Source organism: Mesorhizobium sp. B2-1-3 (genome assembly GCF_006442495.1).
In the GTDB taxonomy this organism is placed as follows: Bacteria; Pseudomonadota; Alphaproteobacteria; order Rhizobiales; family Rhizobiaceae; genus Mesorhizobium.
On sequence record NZ_VFWL01000003.1, the window covers coordinates 83,751 to 110,002 of the forward strand.

Annotated in this window: 25 protein-coding genes; 6 read left to right on the forward strand and 19 right to left on the reverse strand. The window is 60.2% G+C overall.

Translation table 11 applies throughout. The features are described 5' to 3' along the window. Positions 1-106 precede the first annotated feature (106 nt). From FJ973_RS07485 to FJ973_RS07530, 10 genes are all read right to left on the reverse strand, one after another. Positions 107-3,220, reverse strand: a complete 3,114-nt coding sequence (locus FJ973_RS07485) for a molybdopterin cofactor-binding domain-containing protein (protein ID WP_140522846.1) — start codon at positions 3,218-3,220, stop codon at positions 107-109. Then, complete coding sequence (locus FJ973_RS07490) at positions 3,217-3,687, reverse strand: (2Fe-2S)-binding protein (RefSeq protein WP_140522848.1); 471 nt, start codon at positions 3,685-3,687, stop codon at positions 3,217-3,219. Before FJ973_RS07490 ends, FJ973_RS07485 begins: the two co-directional genes overlap by 4 nt. Before the next feature lie 117 nt (positions 3,688-3,804). After that, on the reverse strand, positions 3,805-4,083 hold the full coding sequence (locus FJ973_RS07495; RefSeq protein WP_140522850.1) for a DUF2249 domain-containing protein: 279 nt from the start codon (positions 4,081-4,083) through the stop codon (positions 3,805-3,807). Between the two features lie 465 nt (positions 4,084-4,548). Continuing rightward, on the reverse strand, positions 4,549-5,421 hold the full coding sequence (locus FJ973_RS07500) for an FAD:protein FMN transferase (protein WP_224656233.1): 873 nt from the start codon (positions 5,419-5,421) through the stop codon (positions 4,549-4,551). A 133-nt stretch (positions 5,422-5,554) separates the two neighbouring features. Beyond that, positions 5,555-6,115 (reverse strand): nitrous oxide reductase accessory protein NosL, encoded by a 561-nt coding sequence (locus tag FJ973_RS07505; protein ID WP_224656242.1) that lies wholly within the window; start codon positions 6,113-6,115, stop codon positions 5,555-5,557. Then, positions 6,112-6,942: an ABC transporter permease gene (locus FJ973_RS07510; protein WP_140522856.1), complete on the reverse strand. Its 831-nt coding sequence runs from the start codon at positions 6,940-6,942 to the stop codon at positions 6,112-6,114. Before FJ973_RS07510 ends, FJ973_RS07505 begins: the two co-directional genes overlap by 4 nt. Continuing rightward, positions 6,939-7,856, reverse strand: coding sequence for an ABC transporter ATP-binding protein (locus tag FJ973_RS07515; protein ID WP_140522858.1), 918 nt, complete (start codon positions 7,854-7,856; stop codon positions 6,939-6,941). Before FJ973_RS07515 ends, FJ973_RS07510 begins: the two co-directional genes overlap by 4 nt. Beyond that, the gene (locus tag FJ973_RS07520) at positions 7,853-9,202 is read right to left on the reverse strand and encodes a nitrous oxide reductase family maturation protein NosD (protein WP_140522860.1); all 1,350 of its coding nucleotides are present in this window, start codon (positions 9,200-9,202) and stop codon (positions 7,853-7,855) included. The genes FJ973_RS07515 and FJ973_RS07520 overlap by 4 nt, the downstream gene beginning before the upstream one ends. Positions 9,203-9,239: 37 nt before the next feature. Then, positions 9,240-11,165 (reverse strand): TAT-dependent nitrous-oxide reductase, encoded by a 1,926-nt coding sequence (nosZ, locus tag FJ973_RS07525; RefSeq protein WP_140522862.1) that lies wholly within the window; start codon positions 11,163-11,165, stop codon positions 9,240-9,242. Between the two features lie 24 nt (positions 11,166-11,189). Further along, positions 11,190-13,310 (reverse strand): NosR/NirI family protein, encoded by a 2,121-nt coding sequence (locus FJ973_RS07530; protein WP_224656232.1) that lies wholly within the window; start codon positions 13,308-13,310, stop codon positions 11,190-11,192. Between the two features lie 339 nt (positions 13,311-13,649). Between FJ973_RS07530 and FJ973_RS07535 the strand changes: the two genes are divergently transcribed. Beyond that, on the forward strand, positions 13,650-14,543 hold the full coding sequence (locus FJ973_RS07535; RefSeq protein ID WP_140555412.1) for a ferritin family protein: 894 nt from the start codon (positions 13,650-13,652) through the stop codon (positions 14,541-14,543). 143 nt (positions 14,544-14,686) lie between these two features. On the opposite strand, the gene FJ973_RS07540 is transcribed toward FJ973_RS07535, so the two are convergent. Both FJ973_RS07540 and FJ973_RS07545 read right to left on the reverse strand, forming a co-directional pair. Then, positions 14,687-15,892 (reverse strand): NnrS family protein, encoded by a 1,206-nt coding sequence (locus tag FJ973_RS07540; RefSeq protein WP_140523397.1) that lies wholly within the window; start codon positions 15,890-15,892, stop codon positions 14,687-14,689. Between the two features lie 84 nt (positions 15,893-15,976). After that, on the reverse strand, positions 15,977-16,423 hold the full coding sequence (locus tag FJ973_RS07545) for a pseudoazurin (RefSeq protein WP_140522866.1): 447 nt from the start codon (positions 16,421-16,423) through the stop codon (positions 15,977-15,979). 218 nt (positions 16,424-16,641) lie between these two features. Between FJ973_RS07545 and FJ973_RS07550 the strand changes: the two genes are divergently transcribed. Next, complete coding sequence (locus FJ973_RS07550) at positions 16,642-17,346, forward strand: Crp/Fnr family transcriptional regulator (protein ID WP_140522868.1); 705 nt, start codon at positions 16,642-16,644, stop codon at positions 17,344-17,346. Here the strand turns inward: FJ973_RS07550 and FJ973_RS07555 are convergent. The 5 genes from FJ973_RS07555 to FJ973_RS30810 form a co-directional block, all read right to left on the reverse strand. Further along, a complete protein-coding gene (locus FJ973_RS07555; RefSeq protein ID WP_140522870.1) occupies positions 17,343-17,558 on the reverse strand; it encodes a DUF1858 domain-containing protein in 216 nt (71 codons plus the stop codon). The two genes, FJ973_RS07550 and FJ973_RS07555, sit on opposite strands and share 4 nt — an antisense overlap. A 525-nt stretch (positions 17,559-18,083) precedes the next feature. After that, the gene (locus tag FJ973_RS07560) at positions 18,084-18,410 is read right to left on the reverse strand and encodes a metal-sulfur cluster assembly factor (RefSeq protein WP_140522872.1); all 327 of its coding nucleotides are present in this window, start codon (positions 18,408-18,410) and stop codon (positions 18,084-18,086) included. Beyond that, the gene (locus FJ973_RS07565; protein WP_140522874.1) at positions 18,407-18,946 is read right to left on the reverse strand and encodes a DUF2249 domain-containing protein; all 540 of its coding nucleotides are present in this window, start codon (positions 18,944-18,946) and stop codon (positions 18,407-18,409) included. Before FJ973_RS07565 ends, FJ973_RS07560 begins: the two co-directional genes overlap by 4 nt. An 11-nt stretch (positions 18,947-18,957) precedes the next feature. After that, positions 18,958-20,340 (reverse strand): hypothetical protein, encoded by a 1,383-nt coding sequence (locus tag FJ973_RS07570; protein ID WP_318013165.1) that lies wholly within the window; start codon positions 20,338-20,340, stop codon positions 18,958-18,960. Positions 20,341-20,394: 54 nt separating this feature from the next. After that, positions 20,395-20,568, reverse strand: a complete 174-nt coding sequence (locus tag FJ973_RS30810; RefSeq protein WP_181165392.1) for a hypothetical protein — start codon at positions 20,566-20,568, stop codon at positions 20,395-20,397. Positions 20,569-21,312: 744 nt separating this feature from the next. Here FJ973_RS30810 and FJ973_RS07575 point away from each other — a divergent pair. Next, a complete protein-coding gene (locus FJ973_RS07575; RefSeq protein WP_140555413.1) occupies positions 21,313-21,588 on the forward strand; it encodes a DUF6522 family protein in 276 nt (91 codons plus the stop codon). A gap of 230 nt (positions 21,589-21,818) precedes the next feature. Here FJ973_RS07575 and FJ973_RS07580 read toward each other — a convergent pair whose 3' ends face one another. Continuing rightward, positions 21,819-22,514, reverse strand: a complete 696-nt coding sequence (locus tag FJ973_RS07580; protein ID WP_140522878.1) for a VIT family protein — start codon at positions 22,512-22,514, stop codon at positions 21,819-21,821. Positions 22,515-22,518: 4 nt separating this feature from the next. Continuing rightward, positions 22,519-23,037, reverse strand: a complete 519-nt coding sequence (locus FJ973_RS07585) for a cytochrome b/b6 domain-containing protein (RefSeq protein WP_140522880.1) — start codon at positions 23,035-23,037, stop codon at positions 22,519-22,521. Between the two features lie 111 nt (positions 23,038-23,148). On the opposite strand from FJ973_RS07585, the gene FJ973_RS07590 reads away from it, so the two are divergent. Genes FJ973_RS07590 through FJ973_RS07600 form a run of 3 tightly spaced genes read left to right on the forward strand, consistent with a single transcriptional unit; the run spans position 23,149 to position 26,250 of the window. Further along, positions 23,149-23,994 (forward strand): FMN-binding protein, encoded by an 846-nt coding sequence (locus FJ973_RS07590; protein ID WP_224656231.1) that lies wholly within the window; start codon positions 23,149-23,151, stop codon positions 23,992-23,994. Between the two features lie 25 nt (positions 23,995-24,019). Then, on the forward strand, positions 24,020-24,742 hold the full coding sequence (locus tag FJ973_RS07595) for an FAD:protein FMN transferase (protein ID WP_224656230.1): 723 nt from the start codon (positions 24,020-24,022) through the stop codon (positions 24,740-24,742). Next, positions 24,739-26,250 (forward strand): RnfABCDGE type electron transport complex subunit D, encoded by a 1,512-nt coding sequence (locus FJ973_RS07600; RefSeq protein ID WP_140522883.1) that lies wholly within the window; start codon positions 24,739-24,741, stop codon positions 26,248-26,250. The genes FJ973_RS07595 and FJ973_RS07600 overlap by 4 nt, the downstream gene beginning before the upstream one ends. Positions 26,251-26,252: the final 2 nt, after the last annotated feature.

Consider the following 26,252-nt stretch of genomic DNA (forward strand, 5'->3'; position numbering starts at 1 on the left):
AACAGGCATGGAAGGGATGCACGGCCAGAAAGCGCAGGCGCACCCTAGGCTTCGGACCGAGTGCAATACCACAGTGGCTTAGATGCACCTCCATGACCATTGTCCCTCAACTCAATCCAGCGAGGACTCGCACGGGTATTGGCGGCAAATCTGTCAGTTCAGTGCCCAGGGCATCATTGACGGCGTTGACCACGGCCGCCGCGACCGGGATTGTCGCGATCTCTCCGACGGCTTTGGCGCCGAAGGGGCCGGTCGGCTCACCCTCTTCGGTGAGCAGGACACGCATCGGCGGCATCTCGGAGGCATTGGCCAATGTATAGCGGCTGAAGCTGTCGCCACGCATTCGACCAGTGACAGGGTCGATCGCAACATCCTCGTAAAGGGCATATCCGATACCGATCTGGATTCCCCCATGGAGTTGGCCTTCCACCAGCATGGGGTTGATCGCTCGGCCGACGTCATGGGCGGCTAGATAATCTGTCACGCGTACGCGACCGGCGAGTCCGTCGACCTCCACCTCAGCAAAATGCGCTGCGTATGAGCCTGAATTGGCCTGGGCGCGATAGGTCTCGGTCGCCGTGGGCAGTTCCGCCCCGCGGACCGTCAAGCGGGCAGCGAGTTCTGAAAGCGCCAGGCCCGAGCCGTCCGGGCGGCGCACTGCGCCCGCCTCCAGCCTCAATTCATCAACTTCTGTATTCAATTCCAGGACCGCCGCAGCCCGGATCACTTCCGAGAGTGCCACGCCTGCAAGTCGGATTGCTTCGCCGCAGATATAGGTCATGCGACTGGCCCGTGTGCCGAGATCATATGGACAGCTATCGGTGTCGGCGGGAACGATGGCAATGTCGCACGCCCTAAGACCCAACGTCTCGCCCGTGATCTGCGCAAGCGTCGTGTCGGCCCCACAGCCGAGGTCGTGGAGCGCGCAGACGAGTTCCGCTCGCCCGTCGGGCAGGAGGCTCAACCTCGCCGTCGTTTCCTCGTGGAAACCGGGATAGCAGCCGTTGATGTGAGTGGCCGAGGCTACCCCCACTCCTCGCCGCCACCGGCCTCGTCCGGCATCCGTCTGCCTACGCGCCTGCCAGCCGAATGCATCGGCCCCGCGTAGCAGACATTCTCTCCCCCGAGCGTTGCCAACGTTGAGCCCTTGCCAAGGTTCAATCGCGTTAGGCTCAACCAGATTCCTCAGCCGCATCGCCACCGGATCCACCCCCAGCCGCCGCGCGGATATATCAAGCGTGATCTCGGCTATTGTGTGGATCTGGGGGGATCCGTAACCGCGAAAAGCGCCTGCCGGGGCGGTGTTGATGTAGACTGCGCGGCCCGTGTAGCGCTCGGCGGGAACGTCATAAAGCCGAACCAGTCTTTGAAGCATCGAACTGGGCAGATAGTTGCCGCCGGTGCAATAAGCGCCGATGTCCACCAGCGTCTCGGTGTCGCGCGCCAGGATTCGGCCGTCGGAGCTAAGCGCGATCCGCATCCGGCCGACAACGCTCGACCGCGTGCGGGTCGCGGTGAAGGTTTCATGCTGGTCGTAGCGGATCATGACAGGCCGCCCTAGTACCAGCGCAAAGAATGCACACAACGGATCGAGAATCGGCTCGGCCTTGCCGCCGAAGGAGTCGCCTATGGGAGTCTTCACTACGCGTATCTGATCTGGTGGCACTCCCAATGCCTGGACGACGACAGCCTGCACTCCAAAAACGCTCTGACACGGCGAAAGGATCAAGATTCGACCGTCGGATTCAGGCTTGGCAATACAGGCGTGAGGTTCAAGGGCACAGTGATGGCTGCGCGGAGTCGTGACATGTGTTTCCACCACCAGGTCAGCCGCCGCAAATCCGGCATCAAGATCGCCATGCGTAAAGCTCTCGTCGGCCACGGGGTTCATGAAAGCCGGGATGCCATCGTCCCGCATCGCTGGCCCGGCGTGACCGAGCGCAGCTTCAGGATCAAATATAGCGGGGAGATCTACATCTTCGACCGCCACCAACCGTGCGGCGTGCCGCGCGATCTCCTCCGTGTCCGCCACCACAGCCGCAACCCGGTCGCCAATATGGCGCACCACCGCCGGGAACATTCGCTCGTCTGCCAGCGCCTCCTGTCCGGCGAACCAGATCGAGCTGTTGTAGTATCGTGGGGGCGTGTTTTCATGCCAGAAGACAGCGTGTACGCCCTCAACCGCCAACGCGGATGCAGCATCGACACAGGCGACGCGGGCATGTGGATGCGGGCTGAAAACGAGCGCGCAGTGCAGCAATCCTTCGACATGCAAATCGGCCGCGAAGCGCAATGCGCCCGTGACCTTTGCCACACCGTCAACGAGCGGCACCCGATGGGAGATCTGGTTCATCCCGCTGCTTCCTCGAAGAGCCGATCCACGTGGGCTGAGCCCCAGGGCCTGCGCGATCAGGTCGAGGCCGAGTCCGGCGATCGCGCGGCGCTTGTATATCTGCGAATTCCGGCCGGGAATGGCCGTATCGACATCGTCGACTAACGCCGCAATGAAGTCGCGCAACGTGGCGGCACCGAGCTTACGGCCCGCGAGCGCCCCCTCTGCCTGGAGCAGTCTGCTAGAAACGGGACCAAGCGCTCCGGCTGCGATCCGCACGACACCGAAATGGTTGCTCTGAAACTCAGCCAGCAGTGCGAGATTGAGGCGCGAGATGGTCATGTCCTGCCGAGATCCGAGCTTGACGAAGGCGCTTCGCGGCAGAAGGCCGCTTGCTGGCAAGATCACTTCCGTAATCAGATGACCGGAGCTTGGAAGGTGTTCGCAGAGCGCGGCCTCGTGTTGTGTCCCGTCGTGCTTGAGCAGCACCAGTCTTGTTCCCGCGGCGACCAACACGGGCATCAAGTCGGCGGCTGGGGCGGCATTGGCGATGTTGCCACCGATGGTGGCCCGGTTGCGGATCTGGACAGACTCGCACTGTGCGGCAGCCTCGCAAAGGGCCGGAATTCGTACTCGCAGCCTGCAATCCGCGGCAAGCACCGCGACAGTGGTGGCACCTCCGATGCGAACATCCGAGCCATCCGTGGAAATGAAGGCCATGCCCGCCACACGGGCGAGATCAACCAGCAGTCCGATTTCGGGGAGCGGACGGCCCGCGATCAGCATGTCCGTCCCTCCGGCGACGAAATGCACCGGCCCCGCTTCCGCGGCGAGCGTCGCCCGCAACTCGGCCATGTCGACGGGCGCTGAGACCGTGAGCGCATTCATCGCCCTGCCCCCTGGCGAGCGGCGGCTGCGGTAGCGACCGCCTGCACGATGGTCTCGAAGCCGGTGCAGCGGCAGATATTGCCTGCTAGTGCATGGCGGATTTCGGCTTCACCTGGGCTGGGATTGGCATGTAAGAGTCCCTGGGCTGCCAGCAGCATTCCCGGCGTGCAGTAGCCGCATTGCACGGCACCCATCTTCAAGAAGGCCTGCTGCAGATCGTTGATGCCGCTCCCACAGAGTCCCTCGATGGTGGTGATCTCGCGCCCCGCGACTTGAAAGGCCAGCATCAGGCAGGAATCAACCGGCTGGCTATCCAGCAGCACCGTGCATGCGCCACACTCGCCTTCGCAACAGCCTTCCTTGACACCCGTCAGGCCAAGGACGTCGCGAAGAAAGCTGCTCAATCGCGAGATTGGCAAGATCTCAGTCTCGATCGCCTGACCGTTAACCTTCAGCGACATTCTCATGGCGAGGAACCTTCCTCGCCTTAGATGTTTCGAATGTTTGACCTAGGCGGCGGCCAGACCAGTCGGTGGCGACGAAAAAGAAACCTTGCAAAGTGCTGCCGGACGTTGGGCTGGTCATCAGCTGCCGCAGCAACAGTCGCAGCCAGACGATTGCGGTCTGCTGATTTCGACGCGCCAGACCTCCGGCCCTCGCTCAAGGTATTCCCAAGCGAATACACCGGGATATCTGGCCTCGATCTGATAGTGCAGAGGTCGTGGGTCGTGGTCGTTGACGATGATGAAAGAAGAACCCTCGACCAACGCGGCCGCTACCCCGAAGATTCGCGGGTGACGATCTATCGGGGCGATGGTCCGCACGTCGATCAAAAGTGTCGATGCAAGTTCTGGGTCTGCCATGTCGATTGGAATTCCCGGCCGCCAGAAACGTTGGAGCCAGGAGACGGCGGCGATGGTCGATCCCGGCGCGAAAATCTACCCCGTGGTCAGTCAGCCTATTTGTCGAAACGCAAACAATTCCGAGAATCCTGGAGGAATTGGGAAATTGCCGCTTGTCGGCATTCCGCAAAGAGCCGTACGGGCGAACGGCTAGCATGACTGACGCTCCGTCCGTCCTGAGAAAATAGATGCCCGTCCTTCGCGGTTGTACCAGTGACCCAACGGCTCCGCGTTCTCGCCGGCAGTGGGAGGCCAGGTACCTGTGCCGACTGACTGGCGATTTCTAAAGGTGAGCCAGTATCGCTTTTTCTCGATTATCTCGCAGTCTTGCGGGAGAAGACTCACTTGGCACCCGATCCTGGCAGAGCCGCCTGACAATGCGGGCAATTGGACTTGTACCTTTGCCGCCCATCCCCACTCCCCGATTTAAGACTTGACGTGCGTCCATAGAGTGTCTTGCGACAGAACATACGCGTCTACGCCATCGAGGCGTCGGACCGCACCGGCAATTGTCTCCACGTCCATCAAGCTGAAGGCGGTCGACAGTGCATCCGCAATCGTGGCAGTCGGCGCGACGACGCTCAGGCTCGCATAGCGTTGGGGAGTGGATCCGGTTCGCGGATCAATAATATGGGTGAACCGGCCGTCTTCATCGAACTGAAAGCCGGCCGGGCTCGAGGTGGCGACGGCGCTGTCCGTCAGCGGCAAGACTTTCAGAATCGAATCGGAATTGAAGGGATCAGTTATGCCAATGCGCCAAGGACGGTCCTCCGGCGCCGATCCGATCGCACGGCCCTCGCCCATGTTGACGAGCGCGTGCTCAACGCCGCCGGCACGCAGCAGATCGACAACCTTATCCGTTGCGTAACCCTGCGCGATGCCGTTGAGCGTGAGCGCCGACCCGGCCATCGGCAATTCTATGCGATCTTCCGAGTAGGCCAATCTGTCGAAGCCGACCCGATCAAGGGCCTCTTGCATGACCCGCCGCGACGGCCCGGCCGCAGTGGCTCCGGGATCGGAAAAGTGGCGTTGATAGGCCAGCCACAATGGCTGCACCGTAGGATCGAAGGCGCGCCCGGTAAGACGCCAGACGTCGTTGCAACGGCGAAGGATTTCGACGAGATCCGTTGCCGGCGAGACCAGGAATCCTTGGCGATTCAATCTCGAAAGGTCCGAATCCTCACGATAGAGGCTGAAAATCCTTTCCAAGCGGCGGACTTCGGCGGCAACTTGGTCAACGAGCCTCAAGGCCAAGGCTCGGTCGGGATGGTTGATCAGCAGCGTTGCCTGGGCGCCCATAGCTTCTCCGCGCCACGAGACGGCCGACGGTGTCGCCAGAGCTTTGCGACCGAGCGGAAGCAAGGCCATTCCAGCAGCCGCAGCAGTTATGCCAATGAATCGACGGCGAGACATATGGGAGATCATGGCGCCCTCAATTGACGTTGTCGGGATCAAGCGATTGCGGGTCCGAGCCCCGATCGGAAACCGTCTCAGACTCCTGCCCCAGAACGTAATCGCGCGGCAGGTCGGTGAAGTTCAGGACCTGGCCACCATGCTCGCTGGCAAAGGCCCGGGCGGATTCGCTGGAGGAGAAAGGCACCGCTTCCGCAGCTCCCATGCCGCCCTTTTTGTCGCTCCCGATGACGAAAAAGGCGTCCTTGGCATTCACCCAGTTGTTGATACCTGGATTATCCCAGTTGGGTGCTTTCGCCATGTCGGACACGTAGACCGCCCGTATGTCCTTGGGTTCCTCTGGCAGCATGGTAAAGGCGATCGTGTCGCGGGCCGAGGAGAACCAGATGGGCTCGTCATACTTGGCAAGGATAACCTGCCCTTTCGGGCCCGGATGTTCGAGGATGTTCATACCGCAATAGCGACCCATCGCATCTTCGGTCATGGCGAACGGCGCCGGCATCTTGTCCGGGCCGCGCTGACAGCCGGCTATGGCTATGAGGCTTCCGGCGAGGAGTCCCAGTCCCAAGCGCATCCTCACAACTCCCTCGTCGAAAATATGAAAGCGGCGGCGGCCATCGGCGCCACCGTCCACGCTGCTAGTGTCGCCACGAGCGACAAGGAACCGAGCCCGACACTCTGGACGGTTCCAGCCATGCCGGATGCCGAACTGATCTCGGCAGTGCCCATGAGATTCAGCAGCCTGTACGCATCGGTCGGATTAAGAAGAAGCAGGGCATTTAGCATGCCGGCGGTCACGAATCGCCCTTGATCGGCTACCAGCAATCCCAGCAACCCCATGTCGTAGATCAGCACAAACAGGAGCCAGATACCGATCGCGATCCCACTCGCGGTTCCGTGGTCGCGTGAGAGCGCGCTCACAAGATAGCCGATCGCCACAAACACGGCTCCGAGCAGCACCGATGAGGCCGTCATTGTTCCGAAGGCGAACCAACTGGCGCCGCCAATCGACTTTCCGGTCGCCGCCAGCGCAATCGCGGCAACGCCATACCCAATGAGGGTCGCAAATGCCAGGATCGCAAGATGGCCAAGGAACTTGCCGAGAAGCACTTGCCAACGCCGCACGGGATAGCTCAGCAACAACGTCATCGTGCCGCGCTCGATCTCGCCGACAATCGCATCATGGGAGATCAGTAAGGCGATGAGCGGAACGATGAATATGGTGAGGCTGGCCAGGCTCACCACGACAACGTCAAGAGCGCCGGCCCCGACATTGCCAGTTGGCGCACTGCCGAGAAACGTCAGGGTTAGCGCGAGCGCCGCCAACAGTGCTGTCGCTGCCACCACCCAGCGGTTTCGCAGCCCTTCGCGGATTTCCTTGACGGCCAGAAGCGCGATCGTACTCATGCTGATGGTCTCCCGCCGAGGAAATGGGCATAAAGTTCATCGAGGCCGGGCGGCACCATCTCGATGTCGTCGAATGGCACTTCGGCGCCGCCTGTCCGGCGCAGGAACGCGATCTTGCTATCGGGGGACGCGTCCAATTCGATGGTATGGCCGTTCACCTGCCGGAGATCCGGCCCATTTCCCATCCAGTCCCTGATGCGCTGGACGCCGCCGTCGGTAGCCCTCATCCGAATGACCGTCGGCAGGCGAGAGATCCGCCGCAATTCATCGAGCGACCCGTCCGCGATCTTCTTGCCTTCGTTCATTATAATGACGCGCGTGGCGTTTCCTTCGAGCTCGTTGAGGGCGTGCGACGACAGAAGGATCGTTGTCCCCGCATCCCGCATTTCACGCACGATCCGATAGAATTGCTGGCGCAGTTCTGGATCGAGGCCGGTGGTCGGCTCGTCCAGCAGAAGAACCCGCGGCGTTCCGATCAGCGCTTGCGCCAATCCCAGCCGCTGCCGCATGCCCTTCGAGTAAGTTCCAATGCGTCGGTCCGCAGCATGCGCAAGACCGATCCGATCCATCAGCTCGTTCACGGAGCGCGGGCTCTCGCCCTTCAATCCAACGTAGAATCGAAGCATTTCGCGGCCAGTCAGAACCGGATTGAACGAAACGTTCTCCGGCAGATAGCCAAGATGTCTGCGAACGGCGGAATTTCCGGCTGACGTATCCTGCCCCAGCACGGTCACGGAACCTGATGTGGGCCGGCTCAGCCCAAGCATGAGCTTGATCAGGGTTGTCTTGCCCGCACCGTTATGTCCAACGAGGGCGACGGTCTCAGCATCACTCAGTGCGAATGAAACGTCATCGACGGCCCTGACCCTGCCAAAGTGCCTGGCAACGGAGTTCAATTGAATGTTGACGCTCATGGGCTCTCCTTCGTGTCAGCCGGCTTCATCAGAGGATGGCTGTCGACGACGCCGCCGGGGAAGACTGCGGGAAATCGGGTCTGCGCCCAGCGGATCACCTGCACCGCGGGGCTGTTGACGAGAACCTTCGCCGCCGGCGCTGTCCAGAGCACTTTGTCGATCATATCGTTTGGTCGGTAGGAGTTGTCGCCGATACCGTCGCCGTTCAGGTCAAAAGCCGGGTTGTCGCTCCAGTAGTTACCTCGGCCGCCGCTCGACCACTCAAGGTAGCGCGTACCGACATATTTCACCTGGTTTCGATTGCGGATGAAGGCGTTACCGGCCATCTCGTTGCCTTCCGAACCGGCCGTAAAATGCACGCCGATCTCGCAACCCTCGAATCGATTGCCGCGAAAGCGGTTCTTGTTTGCATTGTAGATGAACACGCACTTCTCGGGGCCTAGGCGGGTAATGGCCCCTGTCGGAGTCACCACCCTGTCCGCGTCGGCCACAGGAAGTCCGTCCGTGTCGGCGAAACGCTGTCCGTTGCTCGCCCATCTTCCGATCGGCTGCCTTCGGCCGCGAACCACGTTGCCGCTTATTTCTGAGCCATTGGCATAATTGAGCAGCAGCCCGTTGTCGCGGTCGCCGTCGGACAAATTGCCCGTGACCCGCAGCCTACTGGAATACATGATGGCGTAGCCAACAACATTGCCGACTGAAACGTTGTCACTGATCACGCTGTCGTTTGTGTACATGTAATGGATGGCGAACCGCACATCGTGGAAGGTGTTCGCGCTGAATTCATTGTGTTTGCTGGCAGTCGCAAAAATGCCATCGCGTCCAAAGCTGATCTGGTTGCCGACGACCTTGGCGCCTGGCGCGTTCCAGACGGAGACGCCATTTCCAGCCTGGTTCGTCCGCCCTGTGCGCATGCCCTCTATGCGGTTACCCCTAGCGACGGCGCCCGCAGCGCCATGGAGATATATTCCGTAGAGGTTGCCGAGGATCGTGTTTCCCTCGACCATCACGCCCTTGGCCGTCTCTTTCACGAACACGCCGGCGTCCATCGCATCCAAGTCGGACCCAGAACCAACAATCTCCAAATCGCGCACCGCAGCATTCGCGGCCTCGACGGTGATCACGTTGCCCTGGCCATCACCCTCGACGATTGCGCCCGCCTGGCCTTGCAGGGTCACCCGTTTGTTGATGGATACAGGACCGCGATGTCTGCCGACTGCGAGCAACAGCACGTCGCCGGGGGCGGCGGCATCGACGGTCGTTTGAAGGGGCGTCTCATCGGCCGGCACGGCGATTTCCGCCGCCCCGGCATCGTTACCAGGAATGGCGACGAGAAACGCCGCCATTCCCAAAGTTCCGAGGGTGGCCAATCGAGCCATGCTGTCACGCCGCCTGCGGCTCGACGAACATGCGGCCCTGCATCTCCATGTGCATGGCATGACAGAACCAGGAGCAGTAATACCAGTAGACGCCTGCGCGGTCGGCCGTGAACGTCACCGAAGCAGTTGCCTGGGACGCTACTTCCATGTTGATCCCGTAGTTGACGATTGCGAAGCCATGGGTGAGGTCTTCCACCTCATCGATATTGGTGACGTAGACCGTGACCTCGTCGCCTTGCTTGACGGAGAAGCTCTCCAGTCCGAACGCCGGTGCAGCCGACGTCATGTAGACGCGAACCTTGTTTCCGTCGCGGATGACTTCGCTATCCGCCAGCAGGTCAATGCCGTCAGCAACTGCCTGTTTTACCGCGTCAGCGAAGAACGGGTCCGCCCGATCCCATGCGCTGACGGGGTTTATTTTCGACCGGTGAACCAGCGTTGCGTCATGTGGTTCGGCAAAGCTCGGCCCGTCATGGACGAGCGCCATGGTATCCCCCGAGATATCGATGAGCTGGTCGTTCTCAGGCTTGAGCGGGCCGACGTTGAGGAACCGGTCCTTGGAGAACTTGTTGAGGGAGATGAGCCATTTGCCGTCCGCCTCCTTCGTCTGCCCCATCGAGGAATGGTTGTGGCCGGGCTGATAATGGACGTCGAGCTTTTGGCGGATCGGATCGACCTTCTCGCCGGCGAAGGAGCGCTTGGCATCGTCGATATTCCATTTGCAGATCTGGCTGTCGATGAACAAGGTGGTGTAGGCATTGCCCCGGCCATCGAAAGCCGTGTGCAACGGCCCAAGACCGAGCTGGGGTTCGGCCACGACGGCATCGCGGGGCTGGATCTTGTCGTCGAAGAGATCGTCGAACTTGCGCACATCGAAAACCGTGCAGGTGGGCGACAGCTTGCCGTTGGCCACCACATGGATTCCGTCTGGCGCGGTATTGATGCCATGCGGGCTGTTCGGAACGGGAACGTAGCGCGTGTAGGGCGAACCGTGGCGTCCGTCGATGACCGGCACGCCGCCGATTTCCTTGAAATCACCCTTGGCGACGGCTTGCTCGATGCGCTTGAGATTGAAGATGACGACCCAATCCTGCTCTTTCGCCATCGTCTCGGCCAAATTGACACCTTCTTCGGAATTGTAGCAGGTGGCATAACAATATTTGCCCTGGTAGTCGGCATCGACGTTGTCGAGATTGCCGTCGACCATCACCTGCCATGCGACCTTCATTGTCTCCCCGTCAACGGCGGTGAAGATGGCGTGGTACTTCGTCTTGTCGTCGAGGACTTTACCGTCGTTCGGGATCGGCACCCGGTCCTCGCCATTGCAGAAAACGTAGCCTGTCTTCGGATATTTCTGGACGCGCAGCCCGTGCACGGTGTGCTGGTTCGGCAGCTGGATGATCTTGTCGCATTTCATCACGTCGAGGCGGATACGGGCCACGCGGGTATTGGCCTTGTCATTCGCGAACAGGTAGCGGCCGTCATAGGTGCCATCCGTAAACGAGAGGTGCGGGTGATGAAGATCGCCGTTGAGGTAGATGCCGCCCTTGTCCTTCAGGAATTCCTTGGTTTGCGGCAGCAGCCCTTCGGTCAGCACCTTGCGGCTTTCGTTGGTCAGGCCCCATCCGGTCGCGCTGCAGCGGTTGAAGACGGGGATCCGCATCAGTTCGCGCATCGAAGGCGCACCGACAATGCGGACTTCGCCGCTTTGGCCGCTCGAAAAGAACACATAATATTCATCGAGCTCGCCTGGCATGACCTCGAACTTTTGCCCTCCAGACGCAGCGCTCTGTGCCGCAGCCGGCGACACCATGCTTCCGCCCAATGTCAGCGTGCCGCCAATGCCCGATGCGCCGGCGGCCGCCACGATTGCCGACGTACCCAACAGCTGGCGCCTGCTCAGGGTTCTCTTGCGGTCTTCTTCCGACATATTCCGTCTCCTTCTGGTTGAGTCTTAGGTCGTTGAACTGAGAACAGGGCTGCTTTGCTCGATTGGCTTGCCTTTGAAGGCGATCACCGGCTTGGCCGGCCCCTTGCCCCGGCTCGACGGTGACGAGAGCGCCTCGAATTTCTCGCGCTTCAGGCGCACCTGGATCATGTGCGGGCAGCGATGGTCGTCGTGGTAGAGTTCTTGGCAATGCATGCAGTAGATGCATTCATTGACGTTGATCTGGCCCTCTGGATGGATCGCCTGCACGGGGCATTCCTTGGCGCAACGCTGGCAGGGCGAGCCGCACTCGGGATAGCGCTTCAGCCACTCGAACATGCGGATGCGCCCTGGTATGGCGAGTGCGGCGCCGAGCGGACAGAGATAGCGGCAGTAGAAGCGTTCGATGAACAGGCCGGCAACCAGAAGCGCCAGCGCGAAGATCACGAACGGCCATTCGCGGGCGAACTTCAGGATGATCGCGGTTTTGAACGGCTCGACCTCGGCGTAAGTCTCTGCCATTCCCACCGAATAGAGCGAAAGGCCGAAGAGGCCGAGGAAGATGATGTACTTGATTGGCCACAGCCGCTCGTGCAGGCCGAAGGGCAGCGTGATCTGGGGCACTTTCAGCCACTGCGCCAGATTATTGCTTAGCTCCTGGAGCGCACCGAACGGACAAAGCCAGCCGCAAAACGGCCCACGGCCCCAGAAGAGCAGCCCGGCCGCAACCGCACCCCAAAGGATGAAGATGAGGGGTGCCGACAGAAAGAATTCCCAGCTGAAGCCGCTGATCAACGAGTTGAAAAACGTCAGCACATTGACCACGGAGAGCTGGGCATTGGCGTACCATCCAAGCCAGACCAGTGTGAAAAGGAGATAGCCTCGTCGCACCCAACCGAACAGGCGTGGCCGCCGAACCAGCCAGTTCTGGAAGAAGAAGATGGCGGTAAGGACAAGGAGGGCGGCCACGGTGATGGCGAGCGAAACGGTGTCCATCCTCCAAATTTTCATCCAGAGCGGTTCTTGGTCGGGGAAAGTCGCGCCTGGCTCTTCAGCCGACGCAGGTGCCGGCGCGGCCGCTTCCGAAACCGATTTGACGGCCTCCTGCACCGGAGGCTCTTCGATCGTCAGGTAACGGTCGGGAAGAGTATAGCCGACATTGAACGGAAGCACCGCCTTGTCGCGCGCACCAAAGCTACGCTGGGCTAGCAGTTGCAGTTCCCAAGGCCGCGTCAGATCGAGCGAAAATTCCTCCGGTACGGAAAACAATGCTATTTCGCGCAGGCTCGGCGCGCCTTTGGCCGCCAGGTCGCCGAGTCTGGTGTGGTTTCGATCGCGGAACCGGACACCTTGGCCGTCTTGCAGCAGTTCGATCCGATCAAAGATCCCGCCCCGGACATAGCCAGAGCCCTTGAAGGAATAAGCGCCCTCCCCGGCAACAACGATTGCCTGCTGCCCGGGCTTGAGCTTCCTTTGCAGCCGCTCGTAGGCGGCATCTCCCAGAAGGCTGCGACCGATCGTCGGCACACTGACCGCAGCCACATACAAGTCGATGAAGCGATCGCCTGGATTGGCTGTCTCGGGCTTGACGGAAGCTTCTGGATGGCCGGCTTGCGCGAAAGCGTCGGAGACCTCGCCGACGCTGAGGCGGAGGCTGCGAATTGAGCCATCGCCCAGGAGCGAAGCCCAATCGCGGATTTCAGACTTGGATAGGTCCGGTTTCTTAATCAGCCCTGGGGCGACTGGTGAGGTGGACGAACCCGTTGCACCAAGACGGTTGCTCCGGATCAGTTTGACGGCGGAGCGGACGACGCTGTCGCTCATCACCAGAACTGTCACGGTGGCACCGCTGACGATGTCGACCTGCGGAAGTTGTTCTGCCCCAGCAGCGACGCGACTAAGGTCCTTGCCGATCAATAAGTTGAGCGCCGCAACGACCTTTGCCTGCGGTATGCCTATGAGGACGATCGGTTCCTTGTGCTCGACCAGCTTGATTCCGCGGATAATGCCCGCGGGATCAATGCCAACAAGAATTCTGATCGGTTTTCCCGAATATCCAACGGCGCTGGAAAAGTCGGTGTTGAGGTAGGCATATCCGATCTTTCGGTTTCCCGAATAGACTGGCGCCAGCGCCGGGACCCCCTCCATCTCCCCGTATCGGTCGCCTCCCTGGATAAGCTCCCCGGGCTTGGTGTTTGCCAGGTAATCCTTAAGGCTCCCAGCCGCATGGGTGGGAGCGGACAAGACAGTTAGGATTGCAAGGGTTGTAATTGCCCACGCAGCAAGGCGGCGCCAGTTCCTCCAGAGTCGGAAACAAGCGGCCAACATATATCGTGTGGAAATGCTCCCCGGCATTGGCTTCCTTCATCACGTTCTCAAGCTGGGAGCCGGCTGGTTTCGTCCGCCAGCAGCCTCTGGCGCGTGTGTCGGCGGTTTTGGACGGGAGTTCTTTGACGCAGCGCAAACAACTCCCAGGCAGTTGGCTTAGTGTCGGAAAAACTGGCATCGGAGGAAAAAGTCATGTCTCGTTTGGGAGCAGAGCCGGCGGCGCCGGTCAGGTCGATGGCCGAACTTCTGGCAATCGCTTTCGCGATGGAGAAGGAATCTGCTCAAAGGTACTCAGAACTGGCACAACGAATGCGCGATAAGGGTCAGGCGAGACTGGCCGAGGTCTTCGAGCGCCTGGTCAAGGAGGAAACGGGCCATATCGAAAACGTCACTCGCTGGTCCCGGCAATCCAGTGGCAATGATCCGGATCTGAGGCAGCTCCGATGGACGCCGAAAGGTGTTTTCGATGACGAGAACACGGCCGTGGTCTCGCCGGAACTTGTGGACCCCTACCATTCGTTTGCGATGGCAGTGAGAAACGAAGAGCGCGCTTTTGCCTTTTGGTCCTACGTAGCTTCGAACGCACCTTCAACGGAGATCCGCTCCGCTGCCGAGCAGATGGCCAGAGAGGAGTTGGAACATGCCCGTGTTCTGCGGGTCGAACGCCGGCTTGCATTCTCTTCGCGTCGTGAGGCCGACGCGACATTTGCCAGCGCTGGCGACCTTGCAACCATGGAAGAACAGGTCGCGATCCGACTGAGAGCATTTGCGGCGCTTCGCGGGGAACATGACGAGACCGTGCTTAGCGGTCTGGCGGCAGAGGCACGAAAACTTGCGCAACAACTCACGGCCAGTCCGTTTGGAACGAACACGTCTATCAGCGACCGATCGCCGGAATCCTTGGATGCTCTCTGCGAGCTGCTGGCCGAATCCTACCTCAACGCGGGGGAAACCCTTCCCCTCCAGGCCGACCGCGACCGAGCTCAAATGCTGGCAACGACTGCCATTAAGCGCTTGGCTACTTTGAGATATCTCGACGAACAGCCGCTATGATTGTTGGCGCGATCAGTGTGGGTTCAACACCGAAATTCGCCAATTGCGCTGCTCCAACGTGATACAAATTCCGGATTCGTCATACCAAGCGATGTCGACGGCATTCCGTTTGCTTCGATACGGCGCGGTCCAGGTCTCGCGCGTCAAGAAGGCGCCTTGTTCGGCTGCCGCGCACGTAATTTGGGCCGAACGAGCATGCCGCCAAACAGGGCCACATATCCGAGGAAGGCCGCCACCCACAACGTCGCCGACATGTGGAGAAGCATTGCTTGCGCAGGTAGGAACGCGGCGCCGATGCGCAGGACGGCCGCAAGCACGATCGCGACAAAGACCACGCGTGTGCCAATGGTCGCCCGCAATTCGCGCCCTGTATGCCCAAGCGTGGCTCGGGTCATGACGGCGAGCGTCATGCATGCCACCGCTCCTACGCTGAACGCGTGAATGCCCGCCGCCGAAGGGACTGTCTCCGGCACGACGACGGCAAGTCCGGCGAGCAGGAGACCGATCGGCACGAAGGCAAACGCGACGTGCAGGATCAGCACCAGCGGATCACGAAACGTGCGATCACCCGCCCAGCGCACAAGCCGGATAGCGTTGAAGGCCGCCCCGACGATCAGCATCGCGCCTGTCGCGCTGCTTTCGGGAAAGAATGCCCAGGCCGCCAACGCGGTCGCCGACAGTGCGATCGCTGCGATGTCGAATTGGCTGAACGGGGCCGGCAGGCGTCCCTGATTTTCGCGTACCAACCAATTGCGGGTGAAACTGGGAACGATACGTCCGCCTATGATCATGATCAGAACGACGGCAGCCCCGAGTCCGAGCCGGCGGCTGATGTCCGAGACTGCATGGTTGTGCGCTTCGACATGAAACATCACATTGGCCACCAAAAGTACGGCGACCGGCAACAGCACCTTGAGGTTCCGCCAGTTCCGACCCGCGATGATTTCAGTCGCGGCGGCGACCGCGACAGCCACAAGGAAGGCGCAGTCGATTGCGGCTCCAACGAGCCAGCCGGTCTGCGCCGAAAAGAACACGGCGAACCGCCCCGCAAGCCACAACAGGACGAGTGCCAGCAAAGGCAGGCCTTGCACCGGCAGTCGTCCGGTCCAATTCGGGATCGCGGTCAGCAAGAAACCCGTGACGATCGCCGCGAGATAGCCAAACAGCATCTCGTGGACATGCCAGTCTACCGGCAAGAAGGCGCTTGAGGTTTCGATACGACCGTAAAACAACGGCAGCCAGAGCAGGATCGCCCCTCCGGCATACAGCGAGCCGAGCAGGAAGAACGGCCGGAAACCGTAGGAGAGAACCGCCGGATAAGTGCCGGGTCGTGTGCGTGGGATTGCCATCGGATGCATTTCAAAAGGGAACCATAGGCGGACTAACGTCCGCCCGCAGGTCCTTTAGGTCTCTGAACAAGAATTGCCCCACCTTCAGTTGCCTGCTGGAATTGCACCCAACAGCGTCTCGAACACTTTCTTCGCCTTCCCGGACTGCTTAACCGCCGCTGCCTGCGCCAGATTGACCGGCTTGCCGACCACGATCAACGCCACCATGCCCATCCCATAATGAGGCGCGCACTTCACGCCATAGATACCTTCCTTGTCGAGTGTAACGGTGATTTGTTCGCCCGGCTTGCCCTTGAAAGTCTTCGCGCCGTCGGGGATCATGCCGTTGATCGTTTCGGCATCGTGGCCCTTGTCGGTTGGCACGAACGTGATGGTGTCACCAGGCGCTGCCTGGACAAAGTCCGGTTGAAAGACCATTACGCCTTTCTCACCTTTGTTGAGCATCTGGATCTGGTGATCGGCGGCTTGAGCAGCTCCGCTCATTAGCGATGCGGCGGCGAGCGCGGTGGCGATGGTGACTGCGTATCTCATGATTTTACCTTTCTGTGATTTCATATTTGACGGGTTCGCCGTTGGGGAGCTTTTAGACTGACTTCAGCATGCGAACTTTGATGCAACGCAAACAAGGTCGAAGGAAAAGGCCGGGCTTGGTGCCCCTTGCCGTCCGTCGGGAACCCATGACATTGTGTGCTCGACAGAGACACGGATTTGCTGATGCCCATTGCAAGATCTTGGAAGAGGAATTGCCCTTGAGCCGTCTGGATCGGTCGTTGATCTCCGGGCTATCGGCCTTCCAGGGCATGACCCCGACGGATCTTGATTACATGATCGGCCAAGCGCGATCGTTGCGGGTTGTCAAGGATCAACCTATCTTCGAGCAAGAGCAGGAAGCCCACTCCTTCTTCTTGTTGCTCGACGGACATGTGCGTGTCGTTAAGACAACGCCAGACGGCCAAGAAGTGACCGTGCGCTACATTAGTCCTGGTGAACTGATGGGGATTGCCCACGCGTTGGGTCGCAGCACCTATCCGGCCAGCGCAATTGCTGCCGTCGATTGCGTGGCTCTTGCATGGCCAGGTCATCTTTGGCTCAAGTTCGCGGATTCCTTCCCAAGTTTTGGCGCCAATACCTATAAAACCGTTGGCAGCAGGCTGCAGGACGCTCACACGCGCGTGATCGAGATGTCCACCGAACAGGTGGATCAGCGCGTCGCCCATGCGCTGCTCAAGTTAATCAAGCAGACCGGTCGGCAAACCGATGAGGGAATCATGATTGATTTCCCGATATCACGGCAGGACATCGCCGAGATGACAGGAACGACGCTGCACACGGTGAGTCGGCTGCTCTCATCTTGGGAGGAAAAGGGGCTCGTTAAAAGTGGCCGCGAAAAGGTGACCGTGGTGGAACCTCACCGCCTGCTTTTGCTGGCCGAAGGACGGACTGGGAACAACTAGTCCGCTCCGGTTCGCTCGATCGCGGCGTTCAGATCGACACGCAGTGATTCCTCGCCTATCCCGTGCTCACGCGCCGCTTCGGAAATGGTGTGGAACGAGGCAACCGGGCAGCCGACGCAAAGCAGGCGATACTGGAGAACCACTCCGATGGTTGCCGGCCACCTGAGCATTATTTCGTCCATCGTTGCATCGTCGCGAAGTCGGGTCTTCATGCGCGTCGTCCAGGTTTAGGAAGCAATATCTTGCAACCGCTGTTCCAGATGATCGTTGCGCTGAGACAAAGAGGAAGCGCCCTCCCGCGTGTGCCCCCTTCCCAAGCAACGCTGAGATGCGTTTTGGACACCGAGGGCGGGCGCAGGCTGCTTGGTCCATAGGAGTAGGCATGCCACCCCAACAGGAAACTCTGAGCCGATGCTAAGCGCCCGTGTCATAAACATTCCGACGGTCGGGAAAGCGAGCGCGCTTCGCCGTGGCCGAACAGCGTAAGCCCACAAGTGAAACGCGCCACTGCAAGGCCCGGCCTTGCAAGGCAAGCATATGCGCCGCTGGTTGCGGGAACTCCGTAGCAAGGGTCCGGGTCAGAAATCGCGCACACCTTTCAACCATGAAGACGATCAGGACCGATGTCTTCACAACGCCGTGGAGCGCATTTGACCGTCGTAAATCAACGACGTTTCCAGAGCGGCGCACCGTCTATGACGAGGCGTTGCCTTGCAGCCATGCTGTCATGCAATGGGTCACGTTGCGGTCAGGCCAAGACGGCACTTGGCGTCTGTATTCATCATATCAGGTGCCCATGGTGGATCATATGTGAGCCGGATGTCTACCCAATGGATCCCAGGTACTATCCAGGCGGCCGAGCGGACTGCATCCTTGAGGTATCCCGTCGCGGGACAAGCACGGGCCGTGGTCGTCATTTCGATATGCGCTATCCCATCCTGTTCCACCGAAACTTGGTAGATCAATCCGAGATCGACGACATTTTCTCCAAGCTCCGGATCAATGACCATGCGCAGGGATTCACGTATGCCAACCGCTAGTGCCTGGCCTTCCGCTCCGTTCATGATACTCGCCCTCCTGACCCACCAGAGCGGATGACTATGCGATAGTGCCCTTGCGGCTCGAAGGTGCCGCGCCAGCGATGCCCACGTACCTGCAACTCATCGAATAAAAAAACTGGTTCGCGCGGCAGCAGCACTGCCATCGTCTGACCAAGTGCCAAGGTCTTGACCGCTTGCAGCGTTCTGACCATCGGTTCCGGCGGCTCGAGATCGCGATTGTCGAGCTCCATGATTGGTTCTGGCCAGTCGCGTGGCATGTCGTCGGTGCTTGCTGATCGTTCCGACGGTTCCCCTACCTGCTGTGCTGCCCCAACCGGCGTGAAGACAACTTCCCAGTCACCATTGCCAATTTCTTTGGCCGAGGGCTCGAAGCCTCGCGCGCCAAGCACCTGAAACAAGGGAATGGGCTTAAAGGACACAAGCAAGCGCAGGCTTTGACCCGGGCCGAGTGCGGCCACCGCTTCCATGATGGCACTGAAGGGCTCGCCACCTTCGCGAAGGATCGGCCGAACGTCGAGGTCGTAATGCGGGGCACTCATTCGGGTTTCCTCTATAATGGGCGCCAGGAGGGCAGGAAAAGGCGCGGGCGCGATGCTCCCTCGGGCAGGCGCAAGGCTGCGGTAACATTGGCAAGGCGGCGCGCAAGAACGAGTTCCGCGACGATCGCTATCGTAGCAGCTAAGGTCACAGCCGTAGCCATGCGGAACAGACCCGGCACCTCGGTCAGAAGCGCCCCAGTCCCGACCAGCACGCCGGCGTAGAAGAGTGCGAAACTCACCTTGCCGCGCGTTTCGACGACAAGATCCTGGACGCGCGGCGTTGGCTTCCTGCCCATCACCGGTCCGTAGCATTCGAGCCAGGTTAGGAACGGCACGATCTTGTAGAGTTGCGAAAGCCCCAGCCCTGTTAGCCAACCGAAAGCAACGAGATAGACAACTGCGCCTGCATGCTGCGCAAGCGTTCCCGTCGCCAGCAGAGCGAGGAGAAGCACAACCGACAGATAAAGGGCGGAGAAGGCGCCGATCGCCGAACTGCTGTTCAATTCGATCTTGCGTCGCTTGCGGCTGCGATAGAAGAAAACGAGATCGATGGCATAGAACACCGTCGCGGCGGACGCGAGTAAGCAAGCGAGAACGGCAGGCAGCATTATCTCTCCGGAAAGACGTGTCAAAGGCTCTGACGACACAATAAGAAGCAGGGCGGTAGCGCCGGCCCACAAGACCAGATAACCCGTGGTGCGTTCGCTGTCCGGGGAAAGCATAAACATTGGCAGCAAGCGGTAACTCACACCAACGGCCGTGAAGCCGAGCCAGCCGCCAAGGCCTACCATCACGTGAGTGGGAAGAGCCGCTTGCACATCTATGCCAATCCCACCTAGCACCTCGCCGGAGAGCGAGAATGCAAAGGAGGCACCCAAGACGCTGGTGACTGCGATGCTGGCAAGCCCTCCCGCAACGAAGCGCGCGGGCAGTGGCAGTCTGGATGGTCGGACATCCCATAACGTACGTGCGAGCGCCCATCCCACCAATCCGAAGCCAGCCGGAAGGAGAAGCCCGGCAAACGCAAGCGCAGGAACATCAACGTCAATTGCTCCTGATAGGCGCAAGAATCCGGTGACCAGGCAAGTCAGACCGACAATCAGGCACAGCAGCGCCGGCAAGGCCAGAGACTCGCAGCGAAGTGGCCGCGCAACGAGCACCGGGACAAACTGGAACAAGGCTCCGCACATCAGAAGGCTAAGCCAGCCTATTGTGATCATGTGGACGATCATAAGCGTCTCTGGGGCTTCCAAGGCAACAGTCGGAAAACCGTAGCCGGCCATCATCAGCATCTGAGCGGCGACCAAAGACACCAGTGCCGAGGCGAAGTACGCCATGGTCCAGCGCGAAAGAGCCGAGTTGATCATCGCCAGACAGCTATACAATGAAAACATCTGCGATCATGGGACATGTCAGAACTCATTCGCCAAATCGGAGCAGCAGACATTCTACACAAGGGCCATCACCGCTGTGGCACCCAACACGATTGGGGCGAGCCCAGCGATGAGCATGGGCAGCCATGTCTTCTCTGCCTTTGGGCCGCTCGCCGCTTCAGTGCTGAATACGAGGCTTGGGCATCCGTTGATCGCGTCTTCCATCCCTATCTCGAATTGCATGTTCATGTCACTTCCTTGAACTCCCGGTCGCTGAGGCGTCCGTCAAAGCGCTTCGCATTTGCCTCGCAATCCTTTGTTTGCTTCGACGTGCGACCGCTTTAGCAATCCCGCATCGTACGGCAGAAGCGCAATCGTATCCCCCTCGGGCAGCGCGCGAACACATCAGGTCAAAGTCGTCGAACGTCGATTACGAGAAGCTATCCGACATGCCCCAATAGTTCTTTGCGTTCGCGCAAACTGGGGTCGATCCGCGTCTTACTCGGGTTAGTGATCGCCCTGTGGGATTTCGGGTGCCATTCCGGTGCAAGAGCAGTGAGGACGCTGACAAGCGCGATTACGCCTGAGCAGGGAACGATCTCCGCAATCGCAACTGCTTGACCGACAAGACCAAGCCTTCGTAGAGCAATTGCCGCGAGGATGGCCAGAGCAGCTTGGGAGCGCTTTAATCAGTCGTCCAAAGGCAATCACCACAGTCCACAACGTCCCTGGGCAAAGCCGCCCGTCCAGGCCGAAATCCGTCGGGGCGAGCACGGCGACGAGGACGCTTGCGTTAGAGCAAAGAACATCCGATGGGATGCCATAAACTGGAGCTAGCAGTTTGATGGAAGGCCGTCGTTTAGAATCTATCGCGATGCTAATGGACGCAGAACTGCGGTGAGCGGATTCACCTTGCCAGTTGGCCGAGGGCAATCAGCAGGTTGAGAATTATGCAGAACAAGACGCTGCCAGAGATTGCGTGTGGAGGTCTGAATGATCTCGGTTAAATGGGCGGATGCTGCGCCCGAGATCGATGCCGCGGCTGCCGCCAAAGCGATGAAGTTCTCTGTTGAGTATTTCATAAGGCAGATCCAGCGTGGCGGCATCAAAGGGCGGGTTGAGCGAGGGGTTGGTGAGGACGATGGCAAACACCGTTTGGCCTTCCGTTCTCATGATCGTGAGTTGACAATAGTTGTCGGTCCAAACGGTGAGATCATCAGCCAGGAACTAATCGTGGCGAGCCCAAAGCGTCGTTGGAGGCGGGCTTGAGCCGTGCCCAGCGCAATTGGAGACATCTGCGAGGCCGTCAATTCCTTCCTTGTAGCACAATGAGGCTGCTGACGTTGGGACCCCGACTGATCTGGCCCACTTCGATCCCGAGCCACTTCGCTTCACGAACAGGTTCCACTGCGCCTCGCACACTGACCATGTAATGATCTGAGCGCTGGTGCTGAAGCGCTAGCCCAAGCCACACAGCGAGATCGAAATAACTAGGCCGGTCAGATGGCAATACCAACGGCGGCGCCGATACCGGCGGTCAGAGCCATTGCCAGCGCGCCCCAGAAGGTGACACGAACCATTGCCCTCAGCACATTGGCGCCGCCGGCTTTGGCCCCGATGGCACCCAGAACCGCCAGGAACAGGAGGGAGGCGACAGACACCGTTGTGGCAAGCCAGGCGGCCGGCGAAATAAGCACCATCGCCAAAGGCATGGCTGCGCCAACCGAAAATGCGGCAGCCGAGGTCAGAGCGGCCTGGATCGGCCTCGCCGTGGTCACCTCGGAGATACCAAGTTCGTCACGTGCGTGGGCGCCGAGCGCGTCCTTCGCCATCAATTGGTCGGCGACCTGCAAGGCCAGGGTTGGCTCGACGCCTCGTCTGACATAGATCTCCGCAAGTTCGTGACGCTCGAAATCTGGCTGCGTGGCCAACTCGCCCTTCTCACGCGCAAGGTCAGCTTGTTCGGTGTCGGACTGCGAACTGACCGAAACATACTCTCCGGCCGCCATCGACATCGCGCCGGCGACCAGTCCGGCCACGCCGGCCACCAGAACATTTGAGGCCGCGGCATTGGCCGCCGCCACACCAACGATCAGGCTGGCCGTCGACACGATTCCGTCATTGGCGCCCAGCACGGCGGCGCGCAGCCAGCCGACGCGCGATACGAGATGGTTTTCACTGTGCAGGCGGCTCATGGCATCACCGCGCGCGCCGTCCAGCAGGCCGGAGCATTCTGACGAGCACATCCGATTTTACGAAGAAATGCTGCCACAGCGCCGCTACGGCATGAAGGCCTACAACGATGATGATCACTGGCTTGGCGAGTTCGTGTATCTCACCCATTGCTCGAATGTTGAAGTACCATGCCAGCGCTCCGGTAATTGGCATCCCGAAAATGAACAGGTAGAGCAGGAAATGGGCGGCAGCGGCGATCCCCTTTAACAGTGCGCTTTCTTCCGACGGTGCTGCCGGCACACCAACCTTGAGACGGACCGCAAGCCGCCAGATCGCCAGTACCAGAACTGCCAAACCGACATAGACATGAATATTCGCGTTTAAGATGTCGCCAGCTGCCGGCTCGGTGCCGCGCGAGAACGCCCGGTAAGCCGGCTTGATGTCCTCACCGATTACAAGCTGCAGGACGATCAGCACCGCGATGGTCCAATGCAGCAATATCTGGGTTCCGGTGTATCCGGCCGGCTCTTTGACAACAGCCATAGGCAGCTACCTTGTTTGAGAGAGCCCTCTTAGCTCAGGCTTTATGTGGATATCTTGATCTATGACAAATCGACTTGATGTCGTCCATGAGCTTTGCCGGGCACTCGCAGCTTGAACTCGGCTGACAGCCAGTTGTCAGCTTGGTCGTGGGATATTGCCTCCGGAGAGCAGATAGGCCGCCCTGCGAGAGTCAACGTGGAAACACCTCCGATGAAACAGATTGCCTTGTCACTTTTCGTGATCGCCGCGTCGGGCGCTTATGTCTGGGATCAGGCCGGCAAGGACCCTGCAAACGATATGCTCGGCGAAGCGCTGCCGGCCGACGCAGCCGAAGCGCCTTCAGCGCAGCCAAAAGAGCCGGCCCCGTTTGCGGCGACCTTGCCGGCGCCCCTCGACCCCCGGTTCAGAACAAGGTTCCCGATTGCCCCGGAAACGACGGCTGGCATAGCAGTGCCCGCCGAACGAACAGATGATCCGGTCAAGCAGACAGTGGTTCCGGTGACCCCACAACCCTCGCGAGCGCTGCTGGCGCAGCCAGTGGCGCCGGCTGCCTCCGATCCTGCGCCATCGGTACCTTCATTTGCCGTCACTCCCGCCGTCTACATACCAGTCCCGCAGCCGAGGCCAGCATATCGGGATGCGCCAGCACGTGTCGTCCGGGTCGACATGAAGATCTATGCCGACGGCGTCTACACCGGCCCTACGGCCGATGCCTACTACGGCATCATCCAGATTCAGGCCCTGATACAGGGCGGGCAGCTTAAGGCGCTGAAGGTATTGAAATACCCATCCGACCGCCGCACCTCCATCAATATCAACAGGCAAGCGCTGCCCATGCTGCGCGACGAAGCGATCAGCGCCCAAAGCGCCAATGTCGACATTATTTCGGGCGCGACCCTGACCAGCAGGGCTTTCATCCAGTCGCTGCGCGGCGCGCTGAAGAAAGCGACGTCGTAGGTCCATGCGCGACACGCGAATTTTGATGGGCATGCCCATAACGGTCGACATCGGTGGCGCCTCGACCGGGGAGCTGATCGACAGGGTCTTTGGCTATTTCGAGAATATCGACCGGCGCTTCAGCACATACCGGGCCGACAGCGAGATCGCGGCCATCAACCGCGGCGACGTTCCGGTCGCCGACTGGAGCGGCGAGATGATGGAAGTGCTCGCTCTCGCCAGACAGACGAAAGACGAGACGGACGGATACTTCGATATTCGCAAGCCCGACGGATCGCTCGATCCTTCCGGCATCGTCAAGGGCTGGGCAATCCGCAATGCGGCAGGCATCGTTCAACGGGCCGGCATCAGCGATTTCTTCATCGAGGCGGGCGGCGATATCCAGTCCTGCGGCAAGAATGCTTCGGGTCAGGATTGGAGCGTCGGTATCCGCAATCCCTTCAATGCTCACGAGATCGTAAAGGTCGTCTATCCCCGCGATCGCGGCGTCGCGACCTCAGGCACCTATGTCCGCGGCCAACACATCTACAACCCGCACGGGATTGGTAATCCAATCCAGGACATCGTCAGCCTGACCGTGATCGGCGCCGATGTGCTCGAAGCCGATCGTTTCGCCACCGCGGCCTTCGCCATGGGTCGGGACGGCATTTTCTTCATCGAGCAGACCCCTGGCCTGGAGGGATATCTCGTCGACGCCAGTGGCCGCGCCACCCCGACAGCCGGGTTCGGAGCCCTTTGCCTGCCATGATCAAGACCATCGACCGATTTCTCGATCACCTGACCATGTACAGGCTGGTCCTCTACTATCTGATGACGCTTGTCGGCGCAGCGTTCGTGCTCGGCTTCGCCAAGCTGGTGCCACATGACCCCATTGCGCTTGGCTTCACGACGGCTCTTGCGCTGGCCGCCTGCTGGATCACCAACAAGGCCTTTGCGCGTGTCTTCGCGGTCCCGGCCAACAACGAGTCCGCCTACATCACCGCGCTCATCCTGGCGCTTATCCTCGATCCGGTGGCGGTCACGGACACAAAGGGGATCGCAGCGGTGGCATTCGCGTCCGTCTGGGCGATTTCATCGAAATTCATTCTCGCCATCGGCCGAAAGCACCTTTTCAACCCGGCTGCGCTGGGCGTGGCGCTGTCCGCGCTGCTGCTCGACCAACCAGCCACCTGGTGGGTGGGCGGCAATCTGCCATTGCTTCCGCTCGTGCTCGTCGGCGGTATGCTCATTGTCCGCAAACTGCGCCGGCTTGACCTTGTCTCGACCTTCCTTGTCGCGGCGCTGGCGACCATCCTGGCAACGACCGATCCGGACCAGTATTGGACGGCGCTCACGCAGACACTGAGTTCCTCGCCCCTGCTGTTCTTTGCCTTCGTGATGCTGACCGAGCCGCTGACCGCGCCGACGATGCGTTGGCCGCGTATCGCCTTTGCCGCGATCGTCGGCTTTCTGTTTGCTCCCGCCATTCATCTCGGCTCGTTCTATTTCACGCCGGAACTGGCGCTGCTTGCCGGCAACCTGTTTGCCTATGCGGCAGGCCCCAAGGGACGCTTCGTGCTGACTCTTGAACGCATCGAGCAGTCGGCCGTCGACAGCTTTGACTTCATCTTCCGCTCGCCGCGCAAGCTCGCCTTCGAGGCCGGTCAGTATCTCGAATGGACGCTTGGTCTCCATCGTGCCGACAATCGCGGCAACCGCCGGTATTTCACGGTCGCCTCGGCGCCGACGGAGGAAACGGTCCGCCTCGGCGTCAAGTTCTATCCGCAATCAAGCGCCTTCAAGCGCGAATTGATGGCCATGAAGCCAGGCAGCACGATTCACGCCGCGCAACTGGCCGGCAATTTCACGTTGCCCGCCCGGCGTGAAATCAAGATCGCTTTCCTGGCCGGGGGCATCGGGATCACGCCATTCCGCTCGATGCTGCAATACCTACTCGACCGCAATGAGCGGCGGCCGATCGTCATCCTCTACGGAACCGAGGGGCAGCAGGACATTGCCTACCGTGACGTGCTCGGTGCCGCAAAACGCGAACTCGGCATCCGAACGTTCCACGCCGTCGCGCGAGGTGGCGAGCGTGGCCAGTATCCTGGCTACATCGACGAGCGCCTGATCCGTCTGGCTATACCGGACCACCTCGAGCGGATTTTCTACATTTCCGGCCCGCAGGCGATGGTCAAGGCGCTGCGCAAGAAGCTGCTGGCCATGGGCGTGCGTCGCTCGAAGATAAGGGTCGACTACTTCCCGGGTTTCGTCTGAAG